This window comes from Paenibacillus sp. 2003, from assembly GCF_031455635.1.
GTDB lineage: Bacteria > Bacillota > Bacilli > Paenibacillales > Paenibacillaceae > Paenibacillus > Paenibacillus amylolyticus_B.
On the sequence record NZ_JAVDTB010000004.1, the window covers coordinates 326,685 to 347,664 of the forward strand.

General features: G+C 48.2%; 17 protein-coding genes. 13 read left to right on the plus strand and 4 right to left on the minus strand.

Features of this window, described 5'->3' with window-relative positions; genetic code table 11:
* Positions 1–1,668, plus strand: a complete 1,668-nt coding sequence (locus J2X75_RS19300) for a hypothetical protein (protein ID WP_310339157.1) — start codon at positions 1–3, stop codon at positions 1,666–1,668.
* Positions 1,669–1,925: 257 nt separating this feature from the next.
* Here the strand turns inward: J2X75_RS19300 and J2X75_RS19305 are convergent, their stop codons facing one another.
* Positions 1,926–3,140 carry a Leu/Phe/Val dehydrogenase gene (locus J2X75_RS19305; protein ID WP_310339160.1) on the minus strand — a complete coding sequence of 405 codons (1,215 nt, stop codon included), beginning with the start codon at positions 3,138–3,140 and terminating at the stop codon, positions 1,926–1,928.
* A 346-nt stretch (positions 3,141–3,486) separates the two neighbouring features.
* Here J2X75_RS19305 and J2X75_RS19310 point away from each other — a divergent pair, with 346 nt between their 5' ends.
* The 3 genes from J2X75_RS19310 to J2X75_RS19320 all read left to right on the plus strand — a co-directional run bounded on the left by J2X75_RS19310 (position 3,487) and on the right by J2X75_RS19320 (position 6,847).
* Positions 3,487–4,002 (plus strand): DUF2179 domain-containing protein, encoded by a 516-nt coding sequence (locus J2X75_RS19310; protein ID WP_091012544.1) that lies wholly within the window; start codon positions 3,487–3,489, stop codon positions 4,000–4,002.
* 290 nt (positions 4,003–4,292) lie between these two features.
* Complete coding sequence (locus tag J2X75_RS19315) at positions 4,293–5,720, plus strand: pectate lyase family protein (RefSeq protein WP_310339163.1); 1,428 nt, start codon at positions 4,293–4,295, stop codon at positions 5,718–5,720.
* A 449-nt stretch (positions 5,721–6,169) separates the two neighbouring features.
* Positions 6,170–6,847: a hypothetical protein gene (locus tag J2X75_RS19320; RefSeq protein WP_310339167.1), complete on the plus strand. Its 678-nt coding sequence runs from the start codon at positions 6,170–6,172 to the stop codon at positions 6,845–6,847.
* Positions 6,848–6,922: 75 nt separating this feature from the next.
* Here the strand turns inward: J2X75_RS19320 and J2X75_RS19325 are convergent, their stop codons facing one another.
* The 3 genes from J2X75_RS19325 to J2X75_RS19335 form a co-directional block, all read right to left on the minus strand.
* Positions 6,923–7,999 (minus strand): substrate-binding domain-containing protein, encoded by a 1,077-nt coding sequence (locus tag J2X75_RS19325; RefSeq protein ID WP_310339168.1) that lies wholly within the window; start codon positions 7,997–7,999, stop codon positions 6,923–6,925.
* A gap of 138 nt (positions 8,000–8,137) precedes the next feature.
* Entirely contained in the window at positions 8,138–9,322 is a 1,185-nt protein-coding gene (locus J2X75_RS19330) for a glycoside hydrolase family 130 protein (protein WP_310339171.1), read from the minus strand.
* Positions 9,319–10,509 carry an AGE family epimerase/isomerase gene (locus J2X75_RS19335; protein WP_310339173.1) on the minus strand — a complete coding sequence of 397 codons (1,191 nt, stop codon included), beginning with the start codon at positions 10,507–10,509 and terminating at the stop codon, positions 9,319–9,321. The genes J2X75_RS19330 and J2X75_RS19335 overlap by 4 nt, the downstream gene beginning before the upstream one ends.
* A gap of 224 nt (positions 10,510–10,733) precedes the next feature.
* On the opposite strand from J2X75_RS19335, the gene J2X75_RS19340 reads away from it, so the two are divergent.
* The 9 genes from J2X75_RS19340 (at position 10,734) to nikD (ending at position 20,960) form a co-directional block, all read left to right on the plus strand.
* Positions 10,734–12,047, plus strand: a complete 1,314-nt coding sequence (locus tag J2X75_RS19340; protein ID WP_310339178.1) for an ABC transporter substrate-binding protein — start codon at positions 10,734–10,736, stop codon at positions 12,045–12,047.
* Positions 12,048–12,242: 195 nt separating this feature from the next.
* On the plus strand, positions 12,243–13,130 hold the full coding sequence (locus J2X75_RS19345) for a carbohydrate ABC transporter permease (protein WP_017691677.1): 888 nt from the start codon (positions 12,243–12,245) through the stop codon (positions 13,128–13,130).
* A gap of 2 nt (positions 13,131–13,132) precedes the next feature.
* A complete protein-coding gene (locus J2X75_RS19350) occupies positions 13,133–13,966 on the plus strand; it encodes a carbohydrate ABC transporter permease (protein ID WP_124116727.1) in 834 nt (277 codons plus the stop codon).
* A 265-nt stretch (positions 13,967–14,231) separates the two neighbouring features.
* On the plus strand, positions 14,232–15,269 hold the full coding sequence (locus tag J2X75_RS19355; protein ID WP_310339184.1) for a glycoside hydrolase family 130 protein: 1,038 nt from the start codon (positions 14,232–14,234) through the stop codon (positions 15,267–15,269).
* Positions 15,270–15,415: 146 nt separating this feature from the next.
* Complete coding sequence (locus J2X75_RS19360) at positions 15,416–16,357, plus strand: glycoside hydrolase family 113 (protein WP_310339187.1); 942 nt, start codon at positions 15,416–15,418, stop codon at positions 16,355–16,357.
* Between the two features lie 294 nt (positions 16,358–16,651).
* Positions 16,652–18,283 carry a nickel ABC transporter substrate-binding protein gene (gene nikA / locus J2X75_RS19365; RefSeq protein WP_310339189.1) on the plus strand — a complete coding sequence of 544 codons (1,632 nt, stop codon included), beginning with the start codon at positions 16,652–16,654 and terminating at the stop codon, positions 18,281–18,283.
* Positions 18,284–18,342: 59 nt separating this feature from the next.
* A complete protein-coding gene (gene nikB, locus J2X75_RS19370) occupies positions 18,343–19,287 on the plus strand; it encodes a nickel ABC transporter permease subunit NikB (RefSeq protein WP_145324774.1) in 945 nt (314 codons plus the stop codon).
* A complete protein-coding gene (gene nikC / locus J2X75_RS19375; protein ID WP_310339194.1) occupies positions 19,284–20,114 on the plus strand; it encodes a nickel ABC transporter permease subunit NikC in 831 nt (276 codons plus the stop codon). The genes nikB and nikC overlap by 4 nt, the downstream gene beginning before the upstream one ends.
* 39 nt (positions 20,115–20,153) lie before the next feature.
* Positions 20,154–20,960, plus strand: coding sequence for a nickel import ATP-binding protein NikD (gene nikD, locus J2X75_RS19380; RefSeq protein ID WP_310339197.1), 807 nt, complete (start codon positions 20,154–20,156; stop codon positions 20,958–20,960).
* The last annotated feature ends 20 nt before the right edge of the window (positions 20,961–20,980 follow it).

Here is a 20,980-nt window from a genome sequence, read left to right on the forward strand (position 1 = left end):
ATGGAGGAAACCTCCGACTTCCGCACGCTGAAGATCCTGGATCGCTTTCGTCCGCTCATCGCCAGAACAGGGGCTGATTATGATGTGCTGCGCCTGATTTTGCGAGTGAAGTTCCAGATGGATCAACGTAGAGTACCTACTATTTTATCCAACAATTCAGGGAAAAAGGAGCGCAAGGAAGGTAATCAGTTTCTTCGTTCCCTGTGGTTGTATGGATTAATGGGATTGATGATGGTTCCCTTCATCGTCTGGGATACGGGGCATTTCATGCTTCAGATGGGACTTGTGTTTGGCATCTTAATGTTTATGATCATGACGTCCATGATCTCGGATTTTTCCTCCGTGCTGCTGGACATCCGGGATCGCAATATTATTATGACCAAGCCCGTTAATGGGCGAACGGTGGGGATGGCCCGAGCCATCCATGCGGGCGTATACCTGCTATTGCTGACGGGTTCATTAACCGGTATACCGCTAATTGCCGCGTTGGTGACGCATGGGATCGGATTCTTTCTGATTTTTCTTGTAGAACTGATTCTGATCAATATGCTGATTCTGGTGACAACGTCCCTGATCTATCTGTTCATGATGAAGTTCTTGGATGGCGAGAAGCTGAAGGATATGATCAATATGGTACAGATTCTGCTTTCCGTGGGGATTGCGATCGGTTATCAGCTGGTCATCCGTTCATTCAGCATTATTGATTTTGGTATGGTATTTACCCCGGCTTGGTGGCAGCTGCTGTTGCCTCCGTTATGGTATGCGGCCGCATATGAATGGTTATTTGCAGGGGGCGGGAATGTGTGGATCTATACGTTCACAGCACTTGCAGTCTTGGTTCCGGTGGTGAGTATGATCGTATATGTGAAGCTGATGCCTTCCTTTGAGTTGTATTTGGAAAAAATGGCACATTCGGGTCAGTCCTCCGGACGTAGACGCGGAACATGGGATCGTTTGATCTCCAAGGTGGTCAGTCGTTCGAGAGAGGAGCAGGCTTGCTTCCGTCTGTCCGCCAGCATGATGCGTAACGAACGGGAATTCAAGCTGAAGGTGTATCCATCGCTTGGTTTATCCTTTGTTTTGCCTTATATATTTTGGTATACCCAATTGCAATCCTCCACCTGGGCGGAGTTTAGGCAAAGTTCGTTCGTATACACCTTTTACATCGTGCTGATTCTGGTTGTAACGGTGGTAGTCATGCTGAAATTTTCGGGACAATACAAGGCGTTCTGGACCTTTCGTGCTGCGCCGATGGCGAATGATAGCGCGTTATATAAAGGTGCTCTGAAGGCGTTCCTGTGCAACATGTTCCTGCCTATATTCTTAGCAAATGCTATTTTGTTCACCTGGACATTTGGATTACGGATACTGCCGGATATTGCGATAATTATGCTAACAGCTACGGCGCTTGTGCCACTGGCAGGCAAATTGTTGCTGCGTAAGCCGCCGTTCTCCCAATCTTTCAGTATGGCACAGCAAAGTGATGGTTGGTATGTATTCGCCGCCCTCCCTGTGCTTGCCATGTTATGGGGAGTCCATGTCTTCTTCCGTTCGATATCGGGGGGTGTATGGATCTATGGTGCGCTACTGATCGTGGCGAATATGTTACTGTGGACGCTGTTGTATGGGGAGAAGAAGACATTGGAGAAGAGGTCGGTTGCAGTTTGAGAATAGAGTAGTAGAGAAGGATAGAAAGAGAGAAAGAACGAGAAATGATAAGAGAGGGTAAAAGAGTTAACCTGGACACGGATGTCGGGGTTAGCTCTTTTTGATAGGTGATACTACCCCAGAGAAATCTTCGGCCGCAGCGCTAACGAACCTCAGGAACGCTATCCTTCGGAAAAGTAGTTATTTAGCTTGAAAAAGGACCAAACTAGGCACAATAACGTGTCTGAGATTCGTTAGATATTAGATCCATGGGCACCTTATCTTGTATGGCCTGCTCGGAGGATGGATTCCGCCAGCCGATCGGCTGCATCCGCTGTGGAGATTGCAGATTGCGTAGCTTCTGCGTATACCTTGCTCAGCGTGCCTGCAATCCCCGCCACCTTTTGGCGGATCAGGTCAGGCCCGGCGCCTTCCAGCTCGTAGGCGGTGGAGATGATTCCGCCTGCATTGAGTACATAATCAGGCGCGTACAGGATGCCGCGCGCCTGCATGCGGCCTGCAACCAGCTGTCGTTCACTCAGCTGGTTGTTGGCCGCCCCGGCAACGATGGAGCAGCGGAGCTCCTCCACCGTTGCCGGGGTAAGTACGCCCCCTAGGGCACAGGGGGCGAAGACCTTGCAGTCAGCGGCGTGGATATGGGCCGGATCGGCCGAGATGGCGCCGCTGAACTGCACAAGGGCACGTTGTACACGCTCCGGTACAACGTCTGCCACAATGAGCCGTGCCCCGGCTGCATGCAGGTAACGGCACAGGGCATACCCGACCTTGCCCAGTCCCTGGACGGCAACGGGAATGCCCTGCAAAGATGCAATGCCTTGCTGGCGTAGCGAGGTCACAATGCCGATGTGTACGCCGTAGGCGGTCATCTCGGCAGTGAAGTCATCCTGCGCCCCAAGCGAACCCGTGGTGTCCGTCACATGTGCGGTCTCCAGTCGGATCTGGTCCATGTCTGTCGCCGTGGTACCCAGATCAAGACCAGTCACGTACCGTCCGTTCAGCCGCTCCAGACAACGACCCAGTGCGCGAAAGCGCTGCGCCCGCTTGGATACGTCCGTATCCAGGCTTTTATCTATACGATCAGCAACTTGATCGGTGACGACTTCTCGTTCCGTGGCAGCGCTCTTTTGCTGCTCTACCCCTAGATCTCTAGCGACCTGCTCACCACTTTGAGATCCGCAACCATCCTCATCCGGTTTTGCATTCTTCGCAATAGGCACATCCCACATGACCACTTTCCCGCCACCATACGGCAGTCCGGAGATTGCATTTTTGTATGTCATGCCTTTTGCAAGCTTCACAGCATCCCGAACAGCTTCTTCCTCGGACGCATACGACCAGTAGCGGCATCCGCCGAGCGCAGGTCCAAGGACCGTGTTATGAATGGCAATGACCGCCCTCAATCCACTATCTGCATCATGGCAAAAAATGAGTTCCTCCATGCCTTCCCGCTCCATCTCCTGCCATAGCTGCATGACGGTACCCCCTTTTTGTTTTGACCCATCCATCCTGGTTCTGACCTGATATCCTGTGCCAGCGTGCTTGGCTTTATGATGATACAGCATATTCAAAGGCACCGGTTTTCGACCCTGGGACCTCCGCCGGGTTGATAATCGGTACAAACGGTTCTATAATGGCAGTTCCGGCATGCCAGAGAGCAGAAAATGCCTACGGATTTACATCCAACCGTTTAGAATGAGGGTATAACGTCCAATGATGGAGATAGAGCGAACGTACAGGAAGCATAGATGATACGAAATCGTCGAGGATATGCAGCAAAGGGCCAATTCCGTTGTGAAGGCCAGGAAAGAGGGATTGTGATTGTTTAAAATATTGGTATTTATCTTTTTGATCCAGATTGTATATGTATCGGCTTATACATTACGGATGATTCTGACACTCAAAGGCCAGAAATATATCGCCGCACTGATCAGCATGGGTGAGATTGTGATCTATGTGCTCGGTCTGAATCTGGTACTCAAGTATTTAACCCAACCATCTGCCCTGATCGTCTACGCGGTAGGTTATGGACTCGGTGTATTACTAGGGGCCTGGATCGAAGAGAAGATTGCCCTCGGTTACGTTACCGTTAAAGTAATCTGTAACCAGATGGGAAGCAACGTTGCGAATGCCCTGCGGGACAAAGGATACGGTGTTACTGCGTGGGTGGGTAGTGGACGTGACGGAGATCGGCTTGTGATGGAGATTCTGGCGAAACGAAAAAACCAGAAACTGCTCTATCAGACAATTCTCAGTCTGGACCCCAAAGCATTTGTCATCACCGTGGAGCCCAAACAGTTCCATGGCGGCTTCTGGACACGTTCCATCAAAAAGTAAAATTGAGCAGGTCTGCGGCAGATGCAGTCCTGCTTTTTTTATTTCATCCCATCTGGAATTGTCTTGTTGCCACGATATATCCCTGAAACCTTACTCCCCAAGTTAACTCTGTACGATTCAAGGTTGCTTACAGTACAAATCCTTACCATACCAGCCTTTCCTAACCACATGTGAGATAGGGATTATTGTTGTAATCGCTTTCGACGCTTACATTGAGAACATGTCCTTCGTAACTTGGCATGGCAGCGATGGACGAATGTCATCATCATATATTGGGAGGAATGGAATCGATGAAAACTAAATTTCGAAGCTTATGCAGCACAGCCCTGGCTCTAACGTTGGGGTTAACTTTATTGTCCGGACCGGCAAGTGTGCAGGCAGCGGGTAACGCAGATTACAATCTTACAGGCTTCTCCCAAGGGAACGCGGGCGGCGGCATCATTAGCGAATCAAACACAGCCACGTATAAGAAAGTGTATAATGCGACCGATCTGGCATTGGCGCTGAAAAAGAACTCCGGTGTCAAAGTTGTTGAGATCATGAACGATCTGAATCTGGGATGGAATGAAATTCCGAGTGCAGCGCAGACTTCTCCTTTTGCCAAGCATAATGATGCGCTGACGCATCCCGTATTAAAACAGACCGGTGTCAGCAAGCTCACGATTGACGGTTTCAATGGACTCACTATTTTCTCCGCCAATGGTTCCAAAATCAAACACGCTGCGATCAGCGTGAAACGAAGCTCAAATGTCATCATCCGTAATCTGGAGTTTGATGAGTTATGGGAATGGGATGAATCCACCAAAGGTGATTACGACAAGAATGACTGGGATTACATCACCCTGGAGGAGAACAGCAACGTATGGATTGATCACTGCACATTTAATAAAGCCTATGACGGACTCGTGGATTCGAAAAAAGGAACCAGCGGCGTGACCATCTCCTGGTCCCTCTTCAAAGGGGATGACGGCAGCTCGAACAGCTGGGTTACCCAGCAGATTAACGAATTGGAAGCGAATAAGGCTTCCTACCCCATGTACAACTACCTGCGCAGCAGTGCTGTAGGTCTCAGCAAAGCCGATATTATCGCTATCTCGGGACCACAAAAGAAAGGACATCTGGTCGGTTCGACCAGCCTGGAATCAGCTAACGCGAACCTGTCTATGACGCTTCACCATAATCTGTACAAAGATATTCAGGACCGGATGCCACGCCTGCGTGGAGGCAACGCACATGCTTACAACATCGTGATGGATTCGACAGGGGCACGTGCCGCTAAAGCCAAAATTACAACGGCGATGGCAACAGCGATTGCATCCAAGGGTTATAAGTTCGATATCATTGGCAATGGGGCAATCTCTACAGAGAGCGGAGCCGTATTGGTTGAGAAATCAGTCATCAAGGACGTTCTGTATCCTGTTCGCAACAATCAGACCGATCCGGCAGACCCAACCTATACCGGCAAAATCAGAGTGACCGATACCATGTATTCTTTGGATGGAAGCTCATTCCGTGGCAGCAGTGATACGTCTGGTAGCCCACTGGCGCCAATCCCGGCCGTGGTGAAATCGTTCTCCTGGAACGGCTTCTCGACACTTCCTTACAGTTATACCACGGATGATCCATCTACGTTGAATGCACGCCTCATTGCTTCCAATGGGGCGGGTTCGGGTAAATTGACCTGGTCCAAGGATAATTGGTTGAAGACAAGTTATTGATACCAGAGTAATCTGTTGCTTTTACGTTCTTCAAATAAGGAAAAGAGTGCTCCTGCAGCTATGATAGCCGGGAGTGCTCTTTTTATATGAATCAGCTCCATAAACAGTTTCGCGGGCCGACTTGAAAAGTGACTCCTTGTTAGGGTGGATCATCTCCAGCTACAGCATGTGTTGGTCTCCTGGGTAAACGTTGTAAATTGATATTTATCTTCATTACCCCAGTGAGTAATTTATGACAAATTATCCATTTTTACAAATTCACCTTGTAATTTTACTTACCGGTAAATATAATTTATTAGAATTGACCACTTATTTACCAATATACAAAAACGAGCAAGTGAATATGAGTTGAAAAATATAACACTTGTGCAATGGCTCATAGAAGGGGGGAGTTGAATTCGGAGAACCGATCTGGCTCTTGAAGATTGTCGAAAGGATGGTGAAGCAGCTTGGATGTATGGATATACTCCGCACTTACTCTTGTTTATTTGATACTTGTTGTTCGGATGGCCGTCTATTTAACCCAGCGGAAGCAATGGCTCGATTATTTCAGTTTTCAGCTATTTGTAGCGTTCAGCTTGGCATATGATAATGGAATTATTGCTGTAGGTAATTTGATAGGGGAAGGGGAAGTGTTAATGGTTCTCAGTAGCCTTCGATTTTGGCTGCATGCCTGTGCTACCCCTACCCTTATTCTTGTTGGCTACCATATCTTGCGCAGCTCAGGTGCCAAGTTTGCAAATAGAAGTATAACGAGTGTGGTGGCATGGCTGATAACTTTAGGTCTGGTTATCTACCAGATTGTAGGCTTTACTTTATCCGAGGTTAAAAATCTCAAGGTTATAGAAGAGTATGGAGTACTGAGATATATGGCAGAAGGTCATGGAGGTCCGCCAATGATGGTGATCATCGTGGGGCTTGTACTCTTATTGGTTAGCCTGTTCATTCTTTTCAAACATAAATGGGTATGGCTGTTTGTTGGGACTGCATTGTTGTTTGCAGGGCAGTTAATCTCCCTGCCAGTGGAGAGTGGGGCTTTAACCAATGTGTATGAGCTGATTCTCATCCTCTCGATCTGGAGAACGACTACATTTTTGAAGAATTCAACAGATCGTCGCCGTCGTTAAGCTCCGATGTATCAGAAAAGACTGGCCAGTAAGATACAGGCCAGTCATCTGTGTTCGTTTATTTAATTCTATAATTCAGACATCCATAGAATCTGATGAGGCAGACGTAGCACTCACCGATTCACGATAGATAATATTGCCTTTCACATGTACACGGCCGAAACTGCGGTTCGGGTTGTCGACCTTTTTGAGCATGGACTGAACTGCCGTGCGCGCCATTTGTTCCACATCCACTTCGACGGTTGTCAGCTTGGGATCGGAGAGCGTGGCATAGATATCATTATCAAAACCAACAACCGAGCATTGGCCAGGTACCTGAATATCCATGGAAGTCAGTTTCTGAACAAGCAGATGAGCGACCTGATCACAGTTGCATACAAAAGCCGTTGGCAGCTGATCGGGCAAATCAATCTCAATAAACGTACCCCGTTCATCCCGATCATTCAGAACCAGATCCGGATTCATCGGCAACCGATGTTCCAGCAAGGATTTGTAATATCCGAGAAATCGGTCCTGGATGCTACTTGTGGAATACAGGTTTCCCACATAAGCAATGTTACGATGGCCCTGCTGAACCAGATAGTTCGTCAGCTCATAGGCAGCGTAGAAGTTATCGGTAACGACGGAATCGATATCGGAATGTTCATCGTAGAAGTCGAGAAACATTTTGGGAACTTCCATCGATCGCACCAGTTCAATATACTCTTTGCTGATCTGTCCGAGCACGATGAAACCATCGACCTTGTTATCGCTGTATAGCTTGGGTAGCGTTAATTCTTCCTCATCCTCTACATTCAGAATGTGCAGAATGCCGTAGTAGCCCTGTTCCTCCAGATGTTTGGTGATGCGCTGGAACACGCGTACATAGAACGACTGCGTAGGCCCGGTAAAACGCTCCGGGATAATTACGCCAATATTATGGGTTAAGCCTTCCTTCATGGAACGGGCAGCAGCATTATATCGATAGCCCATTTGGGCAGCAAGCACTTTAATTTTTTCCTTTAATTCGCCACTCACGCCATCTTTATCATTCAATGCTTTCGAGACGGTCACACTGCTGACCCCGAGCCTGTCGGCGATATCCCGCATGGTGATATTGTTCTTCAGTATGGTCGCCTCCTTCAAGCCGGTATAGGCACAATGTGCTGTCATTATGATGAGTGTTTTCTCCGCACATAATAACAATCCATATCAGTATACATCGTTACCCACTTGGAATAAAGCAATTCTGGCTGTTGTTTCGCTATTTTCAGCATATTTTGGGCTTGCTTGAAGGTTGTTATAGCGATGTTATGTCAATTGTTTCTCTAAAAGCTTCTCATTTTCTTCTATCAGCTGACCCCGCTGGCTGGCGCAATCCAGGGAACGATATGGATCAGCCGGTGTATTAAACGTATAATCAACTAGTTTTTCCAGCGTGGTTGTTGCTACATGACAGCGGGTATCACTGGATGCGTAATAGATAAAGACTTCTTCCTTCTCATTGACCACAGCACCGTTGCAGAAAATAACATTGGATACATCACCTACACGCTCATCGTCATAAGGGGCAATGAAGTGGCCGCCCGGCTTGGCAATAATACGCGCCGGATCATTCAGATCGGTGGCAAAGGTGTATAACACATAACGTAGGCCTGCTGCAGTGTTCCGAACCCCGTGAGCAATGTGAATCCAGCCACGATCCGTCTTGAGCGGAGCAGGACCTTGACCGTTTTTGACCTCATATACCGTATGATATTGCCGTTCGTCGATAATCGTCTCTTCATGAATGACGGGGTTCAAGATGTCCTCACACAGACCAAAGGCGATTCCGCCGCCGCTGCCTGTCGAGATGAATCCGTCCTGTGGACGGGTGTAGAAGGCATACTTTCCATCCACGAATTCCGGGTGTAATACGACATTGCGCTGTTGAGGGGAATTGGTTGTGATGTTGGGCAATCGTTCCCAGCTTGTAAGATCCCGTGTACGGACCAATCCTGCCTGTGCAACTGCGCTGGACGTATCAAATGCAGGAGCCTCTGGGTCTTTGCGTTCCGAGCAATAGATGCCATAGATCCAGCCATCTTCATGTTGAACAAGGCGCATATCATACTGATTGGTTTCATCCGCATCGATATCATCCCAGACCAATGGTTTACCCGTGAAACGGAATCCATCGATGCCATTGTCACTCTCGGCGAGCGCAAAGATTGATTTGCGATCCAATCCTTCCGTACGAATAACCATGACGTATTTGCCATTGAAATAGATGGCTCCTGGGTTCAGTGTAGCGTTAATACCCAGGCGTTCCATGAAATGCGGGTTCGTCGTCTCATCCAGATCGAATCTCCAATGCAGCGGTACATGATGGCGAGTGATAACCGGATATTGATACCGATCATATACGCCGTTGTAGAAGGAAGAATTGATCTCATTAGGGCGACTAAGTAGCTGTTCCTGTTTCTCCAGTAACTCCTTGTATTTCGGGTGTATCATTCTGATCCCATCCTCTCGATTAGTTCAATACAGAATCTGCTATTGTGATACGGGCATTTCCACGGTCCTGCGATTTCGCTCTGATCCGGTGTACCATTCCCATCAACCGACCAGTACCATTCCCCGCCGGCACGTTGATCTATGATGTTTTCTTTTGTATAGGTCCACAAGCGTTCCACTCTCTCCAGAAACAAGGGATCACCTGTACGCTGATACGCGTTATAGAAACCAACCATCGCCTCAGCTTGAACCCACCAGATTCGCTTCTCATCGACATGTTCACCTTCTTGTTCATTGAGCAGGGAACCATCCGCATTCACGGCTACATTGGAGATGTTATAGGCAATATCTGTTACCATCGCCGCATACTCTGGATGTTGTTCTATCCCCAGAACTTTCAGTGCTTCGTCAATCAGCCAGCTGGCTTCAATGTCATGTCCGAACGAGCGCAGATCGATGATGGATTCCCACTGTTTGTTGAAAAATACCCCGAGAAACTTGGTGTCTTGGTCATACACGCGTTCATACAAAATTCCGAGCAGGCGTTCCAGCGCCGCCTTCACTTGTTGATCCGGCCACACGCGATAGAGCGTGGTGTAGGCCTCCAGCACATGGATATGCGTATTCATTGTGTAATCCGCAATCACCCCATTTTCGCTCAGCATTTCATTAGGCTGTTCCTTCCATGTGCGATCAAATTGTTCCTTGTACGCAGGTAGTTCGGCATCCAAACCTTTGTCCTCGATTAGTGCAAAAAGCGTTTTCGCAAGTTCCAACGCAGAAGCATCCCCGGTAGCACGATAGTACTCACTGAGTGAATACACGCCGAATGATTGCGTATACACATGTTTGCTCGTATCAAGTGCTTCCCCTGTGTAATCTACCATCCAGTACATACCGCCATATTCGGTATCCATCACATGGTCAGCGAGAAAACGATAGGCGTGCTCCGCGTGATCGCGCCATCTTTCGTTTCCGGTAACCCGATAGGCTGCTGCAAAAGACCAGAGTTGCCGTGCCGTGGCGATCCCGCCTTTGGGTGCCTGTTGATTAACCTGAAGATCATTGCCAACCCAGCCGTAGAACCCACCGTAGGTTGTATCTTTAAGGTTGGACCAGAAGGGTAAAATCTGCTTCTCCCAATGCGCCTTAATTTCAGATTGAAGTTCGGTTGTTTTTGTGTTCATAAGTGAGCGCTCCCTCTAAATAGTGCATCAATCTAATTAAATTAAGTTATCGGTAACTTTATTAGTCCATATTAGTGCTCTGAAAAACAGATGTCAACGAAATGCATCGCAATTTTTCTTGTTAAGTTATAAATAAATGAATTGACAGGTAAGCGTTACCATAATAGAATTCATTTTGTAACCTTAACGATAACTTAATTAACTTAAGAGAGGGGCCGAAACAATTGAGAAAAAACAAAGGTTGGATGATGTTGCTGACGATGCTGCTCATCACTTCGCTACTTGCTGCATGTTCATCCGGAGGTGGATCTTCGCAGGCAGGGGGGGAGATCAGTACAGATCCGGCAGATATCAAGGGTGAGATTACTGTCCTTACACAACGTACAGATATTGTGGACACCGTGTTCAAAGATTACGCTGCTGAGTTCAATAAGGAATACCCGGATGTTAAAGTGAACTTTCAGGCTCTGGCCGACTACGAAGGACAAGTGAAGATCCGTATGAGCACCAAGGATTATGGTGACGTACTGATGATCCCGACCAGTGTTCCGATCGCAGATATCCCGGACTTTTTCGAGCCGCTCGGCACGTACGATGAATTGAAAGACAAATACACCGCCATTGAAGAACGCATGGTGGATGGTCAGGTCTACGGTATCCCTACCGTAATTACGTTCTCTGGAATCATTTATAACAAACAGGTGTTTAAAGACGCAGGTATTATGGAAGTTCCCAAAACACCGGAGCAATTCCAGGCTGCGCTTCAACTGGTCAAAGACAATACAGATGCGGTTCCGCTTTACACCAACTATGCATCCGGCTGGGCTCTCACCCAATGGGAATCGGATCTGCCAACCGTTGCAGGCAGTGTGGATTACGTTAACGTGGACCAACCGAACACAGATATAAACTTTGTGCCTGGTCAGCCGCACTATGAACTATATAAAGTGCTCTATGATGCAGCCAAGAACGGTTTAATCGAGAAAGATCCAACGACAACCGACTGGGAAAGCTCCAAAGCGGATCTCGCCAAAGGCAAAATTGCTACGATGGCACTGGGCTCTTGGGCGATCACACAGATCCAAGGCATGACGGATACCCCGGACGACATTGGTTTCTTACCTTTCCCAACCAATGCAAGTGAGGTTGTGGTTCCGCTCTCCGCCGACTATAACATCGGCATGAACGTGAATAGCGAGAACAAACCTGCTGCGAAAGCCTGGATTGACTGGTTCCTGGCGAAATCGAACTATGCAGTTGAACAGGGCGGCGGTATGGATGCCGACAAAAACGCTGAATTGCCACCGATTTTGGATCAATATAAAGACGTTAAATTCTCCACACTTACCCCTGCCAAAGAAGGTCAGGAAGGTCTCGTTGACAAGATTGATAACGAAGGCGAAATCGGTCTCTGGCAGCCTGACTTCAAGAAACGCATTATCGAAGCAGGTATTGGTAACCGCAAGGAATCCTATGACGACATCATGAAGGACCTAAATGACAAGTGGGTAAAAGCGCGAGCAGAACTCACGAAATAATGGGATTAACGTAAGTGGATCAGGTGATGAATGAACTGAGGGGATATAGGAATCCATATATGAATGGAGCATGGAGTATGTGGTATTTGAAAGCATAATACCCATGCTCTTCCCCCGGCAGTGTTCCACCAGGATTCCATTGGACGGGAGTCTTTCGATATATAGGCGGGAGAACCGCTTGGAGGTGTGGAGAGCATGAAGTACTTAAAACTTTCGAATTGGGGTTACTCAGCGCAACGCATATTTATCATCTGTGCCTTCTCAATTATTCCGCTGGCGTTGCTGTTCACGTTTGCATACTTACCGGTCATCAACATGTTCAAATACAGTTTCACCGATTGGAATGGATACAGCAAAAGGTTTGATTATGTTGGGTTTGAGAACTATACGCGCATATTCAGTGATCCCGAATACTTCAAAGTATTTATTGTCAGCTTGTACTACTTCGTGGCTACGTTCTTACAGATGGGCTTGGCGCTTTACTTTGCCACGATTCTGAGTTTCAAAGTCCGAGGCAAAAACTTTTTCAAAGGCATACTGTTTTTCCCTTATTTGCTGAATGGGGTAGCCATCGGTTTTATCTTCCTCTTTTTCTTCAAACCGGACGGTACACTCGATATGCTCATGCATGCTGTAGGGCTGGGACAATATACGCAGCTCTGGCTCGGTAATCCGAATATTATTAACGTGTCACTCGCAGGTGCATCAGTATGGAGATACATGGGCTTCAACTTTATCATTTTCCTGGGTGCAATCTCCTCCATTCCGAAGGATGTGTATGAAGCATCCGATATTGATGGCGCCAATCGCTGGCAGCAATTCCGCCACATCATCCTGCCAAGCATTACACGCATCCTGCAGCTCAACCTGATCTTGGCGATTAGCGGCGCAATTAGTGCGTTCGATATTCCATATATCATGACCGATGGTTCCAACGGCAGTATGACATTTGTAATCCAGACGGTTCATTTGGCGTTTAAATATGGCAAGCTGGGACTGGCATCCGCCATGGCTGTGGTGCTGCTCTTGATCGTTATTCTTGTTACGCTCGTGCAGCGCGTCACCATGAAAGGGGAGGAATAAACGTGACACAACTCAAATACACCCTTGCGAGCGTGGTTAAATATGCTTCCCTGGTGCTTGCGGCGTTTATCGCACTGTTACCCATCGTGGTTATCCTGTTTGCATCTCTCAAAACGAATGCGGAATACGCGACCAGCAGCCCGCTTGCCCCGCCAGCCAACTGGCTGAACTTTGCGAACTACACAAAGGCTTTTGTGGATGGCAATATGCTGGTTGGTTTCAAAAATACAATTATTATCCTGGTCATCTCTATTATAGGAGCGACCTTAACGGGCTCCATGATCGCGTATGTGCTGGATCGGTTCAAATTCAAAGGCAAGAAAATCATGGTCGCGGCATTCCTGCTCGCTACCCTGATTCCAAGTGTTACAACACAGGTCGCCACATTCCAGATCATCAACGCGCTCGACCTGTTCAACACACGCTGGGCGGCCATCGTGATGTACCTGGGTACAGATATCATCGCGGTTTATATTTTTCTGCAATTCCTTGGCTCCATCTCAAGTGCACTGGATGAATCCGCCATGCTGGACGGCGCTTCGTACTTCACGATCTACTGGAAAATCATTCTGCCACTGCTGAAACCGGCCATTGTAACAGTCATTATCGTGAAGGGTGTGAACATCTATAACGACTTCTACACACCTTTCCTGTACATGCCCAAGACCGATCTACAGGTCATATCCACCGCCTTGTTCAAATTCAAGGGACCTTTCGGATCGCAGTGGGAAGTCATCAGCGCCGGCATCATGATCGCCATTATACCAACCATGATCATCTTCCTGTTGTTACAGAAGTACATCTACAATGGCTTCGCGCAAGGCTCAGTTAAATAAAAAACGAGAGGCTATATGAAATGCATATTGAGAATGCACAGGAACGAAGAGGACAGAAAAAAGCTGGAGAAACGGAGTGTTCGCTAAAAGCTTTCTGAAAGAAAGCTCACTTCGTAAGCATACGCTATAACCGGATTTTCCCCTTTTATAAGGGATCAAAAAAATCTGGGGATAACGGCGATCGGAAGGTTGTTCTGTCATCAAAGTGGTCTAGTGCAATTTTAAGTATTCATTTCATAAAGCCTAACCGAAGGGAGAAATGAAAATGTCAGTTTCTGAAACGAAAAACGTACACATTGTTGGGGACGCTTTGCCGAATATGCCGTGGGAAGCCAAACCGGAGGGAACGGAAGGCCCGGTATGGAGACACTCGGCGAACCCGGTGGTTCCGCGTAACCCGGTCAAAGGCATTGCTCGCATTTTCAACAGTGCTGTTGTACCGTATGAAGGAAAATTCATTGGTGTATTCCGCGCCGAAACCGTTAATGGCCGTCCGCATCTTCACATGGGGGCGAGTGAGGACGGTTTGGAGTGGACGATTGAAGAGGAACGCATTGCATTTGTAGATGAAAATGGCGATCCATTTATGCCGAACTATGCGTACGATCCACGTTTGGTCAAAGTCGAAGACACGTATTACATCATCTGGTGTACAGACTTCTACGGTGCAGCACTGGGCCTGGCCAAAACAGATGACTTCAAAACATTTGTCCGCCTCGAAAATCCAATGCTGCCGTTTAACCGGAATGGCGTGTTGTTCCCGCGCAAAATCAACGATAACTATGTAATGTTGTCCAGACCAAGTGACAGTGGACATACGCCATTCGGGGATATTTTCCTGAGTGAAAGCCCGGATCTCGTGTACTGGGGCAAGCACCGTCATGTGATGAGCAAAGGCGGTCAGGGCTGGTGGCAATCGGTCAAAATTGGCGGCGGTCCTGCTCCGATCGAAACGTCCGAAGGCTGGCTGATGTTCTACCACGGCGTCACGGGGACCTGTAACGGATTGGTATATAGCATGGGTGCGGTCATTCTGGATCTGGATGAGCCATCCAAAGTAAAATATCGTTCCTCCAACTTCGTGCTGACACCGGAAAAATGGTATGAAGAACAAGGCTTCGTTGATAACGTCATCTTCCCGTGTGCAACGCTGCATGATGCAGAGACCGGACGTATCGCCATCTATTACGGCGCTGCCGATACGTATGTGGGCGTGGCTTACACCACCATCGAAGAGATCGTGAACTATGTGATCGAGACGGATGAAGTCATTGCAGGAGACCATGAAGAGGGCAAGCTGTAATCGAAGTGAAAGTGCAGAACCAATCTGAAGAAGCGAGGTGGTCGCATAACGGCGATCGGAAGATGGTCCTGCAATCGTAGTGGAAGTGTACACATTCGGTCATTCTTTTTACATTAAGTGAACAGAAACATTGGGGAGCAATGCATATGGATTATATCAAGGGATTTACATTTGGCTGGATGAGTGGCAAGGGCGACTTCCGCAAGCCGGAGGCCAAAGAATCCTTGCGCCTGATGGCTGAACGTACAGGCAGTTCACATGTTATTTTTGCACTGGCGGCACATCAGGATCATCCGCAGGCGGTAGAGGTCAAGTATCGGGGTGAACATCTGGTCGAGGATGATGAACTGGTCGACATGATTCGTTATGCCCGTACACTCGGGCTGCGTGTCATTCTGAAACCAACCGTCAACTGCACCGATGGCACATGGCGTGCGCACATTAACTTTTTTGATATCGATGTGCCTTGTGAACCGAAGTGGGAGGATTGGTTCCGCAGCTACACAGCATTTCAGAAGCATTATGCAGCGATTGCAGAGCAGGAAAAGTGTGAGATGTTCATTGTTGGCTGTGAGATGGTGCAATCCGAGCGTCGGGATCGGGAGTGGCAGGAGGTGATCGCTGGTGTGCGTGAAGTATACACTGGACTGGTGTCATACAACACGGACAAATATCAGGAAGGTCATGTGAAATGGTGGGATGCTGTGGACGTGATCTCTTCCAGTGGCTATTATCCCATCGGAGATTGGGAGGCACAGCTGGATCGTATTGAACAGGTGATTGCTCCATATGGCAAACCCTTTTTCTTCGCGGAAGCAGGCTGTCCCAGCCGCAGTGGATCAGCCCAGGTACCGAACGATTGGGGACTGGAAGGCGAAGTGAGTGCTGAGGAACAGGAGCGTTTCTATGAGGCCATGTTCCGGCATGTCAGTCAGCGTGACTGGGTGCGCGGGTTCGGTCTATGGGATTGGAGCGCACATCTGCACGCGGAGAGGGATGCACTGATTGACGACGGATACGGGGTATATGGTAAGCCTGCGGAGAAAATTATTCGTCGGTTCTATGAAGGCATCACTGCAGAAGTTTAAACGAGAAACAAGAAGGTGTATGTGAGATGAATCTTAGTGATATATCTCTATATGTACTTTCGTGATTTCCATGCTGTGAGCAAGGAATGGCAGATTATGGTGGAGCTCATTTTTCCAGTTGTAATTCACATCCAGATCAAGAAGCCTTTCCTCCCACAGGAAAGGTTCTTTTGCTATTTTAGTAACAACACATACCATGTCGAATTTTATTGACAAAAGGAGGACTCCTGCCTATTCTTAATGGATGAATATGAGAATCATTATCATGAAATAGAGAAAAGGGGTTCAACATCCATGTCTGTACAACATCGCAAATCTTCGGCGCTCACACTGGCAACTATGCTCTTGTTGCTATTGGTTATCGTGGGCTGCAGCAATACAGGAAGTGCAGATAAATCCTCATCTGCTGCTTCGGATCAAACATCAACGAAGTCGATTACGATGTCATGGCCACGTGATATCGGTACAATGAATCCGCATACGTACAATCCTTCGCAATTATTTGCCCAATCCATGCTCTATGAGCCGCTGATCAGTTACCAGAAGGACGGAAAACTGGAACCTGCCCTGGCAGAATCATGGACTATCTCCGATGACGGCAAAGTATATACATTCAAGCTTCGCCAAGGTGTGAAATTCTCTGATGGTACGCCATTTAATGCTGAGATTGTGAAAAAGAATTTTGATGCTGTTATGAAAAATAAAGATACACATAGCTGGCTGGGCATTGTAGGCGTGCTCGACAAGACGGAGGTTGTGGACGATCAGACTTTCCGACTGACACTCACAGAGCCGTATTATCCGGTCTTGCAGGATTTGTCTGTAGTTCGTCCTTTCCGCTTCCTGGGTGAAGCCGGATTCCCGGATGACGGAGATACGTCCCAAGGCATCAAAGAGCCGGTGGGTACTGGCCCGTGGATGCTGGCTGAGTACAAGCAGGACGAATATGCCGTCTTCAAACGCAACCCGAACTATTGGGGAACAGCACCGAAGGTAGATCAGATTACGGTTAAGATCATTCCTGATGGGGAGACCCGTGTCCTTGCTTTTGAAAAGGGTGATCTCGATCTGATCTACGGGGAAGGTGTGATCAGTCTGGATGCATTCCAACAGCTTCGTGACAACGATGAATATGTGACCCAATTGTCTGATCCGGTGGGCACACGCAGTCTGCTGCTGAACTCTTCCAATCCAAAGCTGTCCGATGTCAGAGTGCGGATGGCGCTCCAGCAAGGGTTTAACAAACAGGCGATGGTTGAGGGTGTCACTTCCGGATTGGAAGAACCAGCCGATACCGTATTGTCCAAAAACTATCCTTACACCAATGTAGACTTGGAACCGATCACGTATGACGTGGAAAAATCCAAAGCATTACTGGATGAAGCAGGCTGGAAGCTGCCGGCTGGTGGGACGGTTCGTGAAAAAGACGGACAGCAGCTTGATTTCGAGATGATTTTTGACAAAACGGACCCGATTCAGAAAGCGATGGCCGAGACCATTCAGGCTGAGTGGAGCGAGCTGGGGGTTAAAGTAAACCTCACGGGACTGGAACTGACGGTACAGATCAAACGTCTGAAAGCCAATGATTTCGACCTGTATTTCTGGTATAACTATGGCGCTCCGTATGATCCCCATTCCTTCATTAACGTTGTGGCAAGCCCTGGATTCGGGATTTCCGAGACCTTGAGTGCGTTGCCGATGAAAAAGGAACTGGACGATCAGGTGCATGCAGCCCTGTCATCTACAGACGAGACGAAACGCCAGGAGTTATATGGCTCCATCTTGAAGACACTTCAGGAGCAATCGGCGATCGTACCGATCTCTTATATTAAGAAAACGGCTGTATATCAGAAGAAAATCTCCAACTTTATTTTCCCAGCGAACCGTGATGAAAATCCGTTTGTGGGCATTGAATTAGGCAATTAATAAGTAGTGACTTTGAGAGTGGTAAGGTCATGTAGCTTGATAAAAGGGAGGAACGTTTGGTGATCGGTTATATTGGTAAGCGAATGATCGCGATCATTCCTATCGTTTTTATCGCTACACTTGTGACCTTTGCGCTTATTCATATATCGCCGGTTGATCCGGCCGAGGCTTATCTGACAGCCGCTCATATCTATCCAACACCGGAGCTGCTTGCGCAAAAGCGGCATGAGTTCGGTCTGGATCAGCCTATGTTAACCCAATATGTGCATACGATTCAGAAGATTGCCAAGCTCGACTTCGGCACCTCATATCTCACGAATAAACCGGTATGGGATGAAGTGAAATTAAGGCTCCCGGCTACGGCTGAACTAGCCTTCTGGAGTATATTGTTATCGGCTTTGGTGAGTATTCCTTTGGGAATACTGGCTGCGGTGTATAAGAATAGCTGGATTGACATGGTCAGCCGTGCGATTTCCTATTTTGGAGCATCTATTCCGCAATTCTGGCTTGGTTATCTGCTTATCTTCTTTTTCTCAGTGAAGCTGGACTGGCTGCCTGTGGAGGGGCGTGGATCGTGGGAGAATCTGGTTTTGCCTACGATTACACTCTCCTTGATTCTTATTGCGGTCTACACCCGATTGTTGCGTTCCAGTGTACTGGAGCAATTGCAGGAGACGTATGTACAGTACGCGAGAACACGTGGAATTCGCGAACGAGTCATTATGCTCAAGCATGTCCTGAAGATCGCTATATCGCCCCTCATTACGGGGATGGGGATGAGTATGGGCAAGCTGCTGACAGGAACCATTATTGTGGAGCAAGTGTTTTCCTGGCCTGGGTTCGGACGATACTTTGTAGATGCGATATTTAACCGGGATATTCCCGTGATTCAATGTTATGTCTTCCTGGCGGCATGCCTGTTCATCGTATGCAATCTGCTCGTTGATCTGGTGCAGCTCGTTATGGACCCACGGATTTCAGCGAAAGGACGGGCAGAACATTGATAAACAAATGGCGTTCGGTATTTAAAGGACAGAGAGCCATCCAGATCTGCTCGGTGATCATATTGCTCTTCTTCGTGATTGCGATACTGGCTCCGTGGATTGCTCCTCATGACCCGGTGAAGGTGAATCTGTTGCAGAAGCTGGCGAGTCCATCGCTTGAGCATTGGCTGGGCACCGATCATCTGGGACGCGACAATCTCACCAGGCTGATATATGGAGCGCGGGTATCGCTCGGTTTTGCTACTCTGATCTTCCTGTCATCTTTGCTCATTGGCGTCATTGTGGGTTCGATCTCCGGTTATCTTGGTGGCTGGGTGGACAGTCTGCTAATGCGCTTGTGTGAAGGCATTATGGCGTTTCCGAATCTGGTGCTGGTGCTGGGTATTGTGGGGATTTTTGGTCCAGGTCTGATGCAGGTGCTTCTAGCCCTCATGATGGTGCAGTGGGTGTATTATGCACGCATCTGCCGGAATATGGTCGTGAGTCTGAAGGAACGGAATTTTATCGCGGCGGCGCGAGTTAGCGGTTCCTCTTCATGGACGATTATTCGCAAACATATCATCCCCAACGTGCAGCGTCCCATTGTTGTCATGGGCACGTTAGAGATGGGCTGGGCGATTATGGATATATCCGCACTGTCCTTCTTGGGACTCGGTATTCAACCACCCAATGCAGAGTGGGGCGCCATGATTCATGAAGGAACGGGTTATATTCGCAGTCATCCGGAGTTAATGATCTACCCGGGGGCATTGATTCTTCTGGTCGTCATTACGTTCAACATTTTGGGTGAAGCATTATCCGAACGTTATGGCATTGCAAAAAGGTAGTGGTTCGAATCCAAAGGTATATGAGGGGTGAACGTAACGATGGATGATGCAGCGAAGGTTCTCGAAGTTCGTGGTCTTCAAGTGAATCTTAGAACAGCGGAGGGTTCCGTCCCGTTACTTGCGCCCATTGATTTCGAAATAAAAAAAGGTCGTGTCTTCGGTCTGGTCGGCGAGAGTGGCAGCGGTAAGACCGTTACGTGTAACGCCTTGCTCCATCTGCTTGATCCGCGCAGGATGGAGGTGTCGGGCAGCATCCGTCTGAATGGACGGGAGCTTGGTTCGTTGTCAGGTGAGGAGATGCGACGCATCCGAGGCAAGGACATCGGATTTATTATGCAGAATCCGATGAATGCTTTTACACCCGTATATACAATTGGATCTCAATTCATTGAAACTTTGCGTACGCATACGGGAATGTCGAAAGCAGCAGCCCGAGAGCGGGCGATTGCTGCCTTGGCAGATATGAACCTGCCCGAGCCGGCCAAACTGATGAAGCGATATCCCTTTCAACTGAGTGGCGGTATGTTGCAGCGGGTGATGATCGCCATATCGATGTGCCTGCGGCCCGCCCTGGTTATTGCTGATGAACCAACGACGGCACTGGATGTTGTGAATCAGTTCAAGGTGCTTCAGGAATTGGATCGGCTACGTACGGAATATGGCACATCCATCTTACTCATCTCCCACGATCTGGGCGTGATCTCGCAAATGGCGGATGAAGTCGCGGTTATGCAGAAGGGAAGAATTGTGGAGCAGGCGGATGTGTACCAACTGTTCGATCACCCGCAGCATGAGTATACCCGGATGTTGTTGAATGCTAGACCCAGTATGTCTTCGGGACGATAGTAATTACGTGTGAGTTGAAT

Coding starts and splice junctions, on each gene's coding strand:
- J2X75_RS19300 (WP_310339157.1), top strand. CDS start 1: ATGGAGGAAACCTCCGACTTCCGCACGCTGAAGATCCTGGATCGCTTT.
- J2X75_RS19315 (WP_310339163.1), top strand. CDS start 4,293: ATGAAAACTAAATTTCGAAGCTTATGCAGCACAGCCCTGGCTCTAACG.
- nikA (WP_310339189.1), top strand. CDS start 16,652: ATGTCTGTACAACATCGCAAATCTTCGGCGCTCACACTGGCAACTATG.
- J2X75_RS19345 (WP_017691677.1), top strand. CDS start 12,243: ATGAAGTACTTAAAACTTTCGAATTGGGGTTACTCAGCGCAACGCATA.
- J2X75_RS19305 (WP_310339160.1), bottom strand. CDS start 3,140: ATGCAGCTATGGCAGGAGATGGAGCGGGAAGGCATGGAGGAACTCATT.
- nikD (WP_310339197.1), top strand. CDS start 20,154: ATGGATGATGCAGCGAAGGTTCTCGAAGTTCGTGGTCTTCAAGTGAAT.
- J2X75_RS19330 (WP_310339171.1), bottom strand. CDS start 9,322: ATGATACACCCGAAATACAAGGAGTTACTGGAGAAACAGGAACAGCTA.
- J2X75_RS19335 (WP_310339173.1), bottom strand. CDS start 10,509: ATGAACACAAAAACAACCGAACTTCAATCTGAAATTAAGGCGCATTGG.
- J2X75_RS19325 (WP_310339168.1), bottom strand. CDS start 7,999: ATGACAGCACATTGTGCCTATACCGGCTTGAAGGAGGCGACCATACTG.
- J2X75_RS19360 (WP_310339187.1), top strand. CDS start 15,416: ATGGATTATATCAAGGGATTTACATTTGGCTGGATGAGTGGCAAGGGC.
- J2X75_RS19355 (WP_310339184.1), top strand. CDS start 14,232: ATGTCAGTTTCTGAAACGAAAAACGTACACATTGTTGGGGACGCTTTG.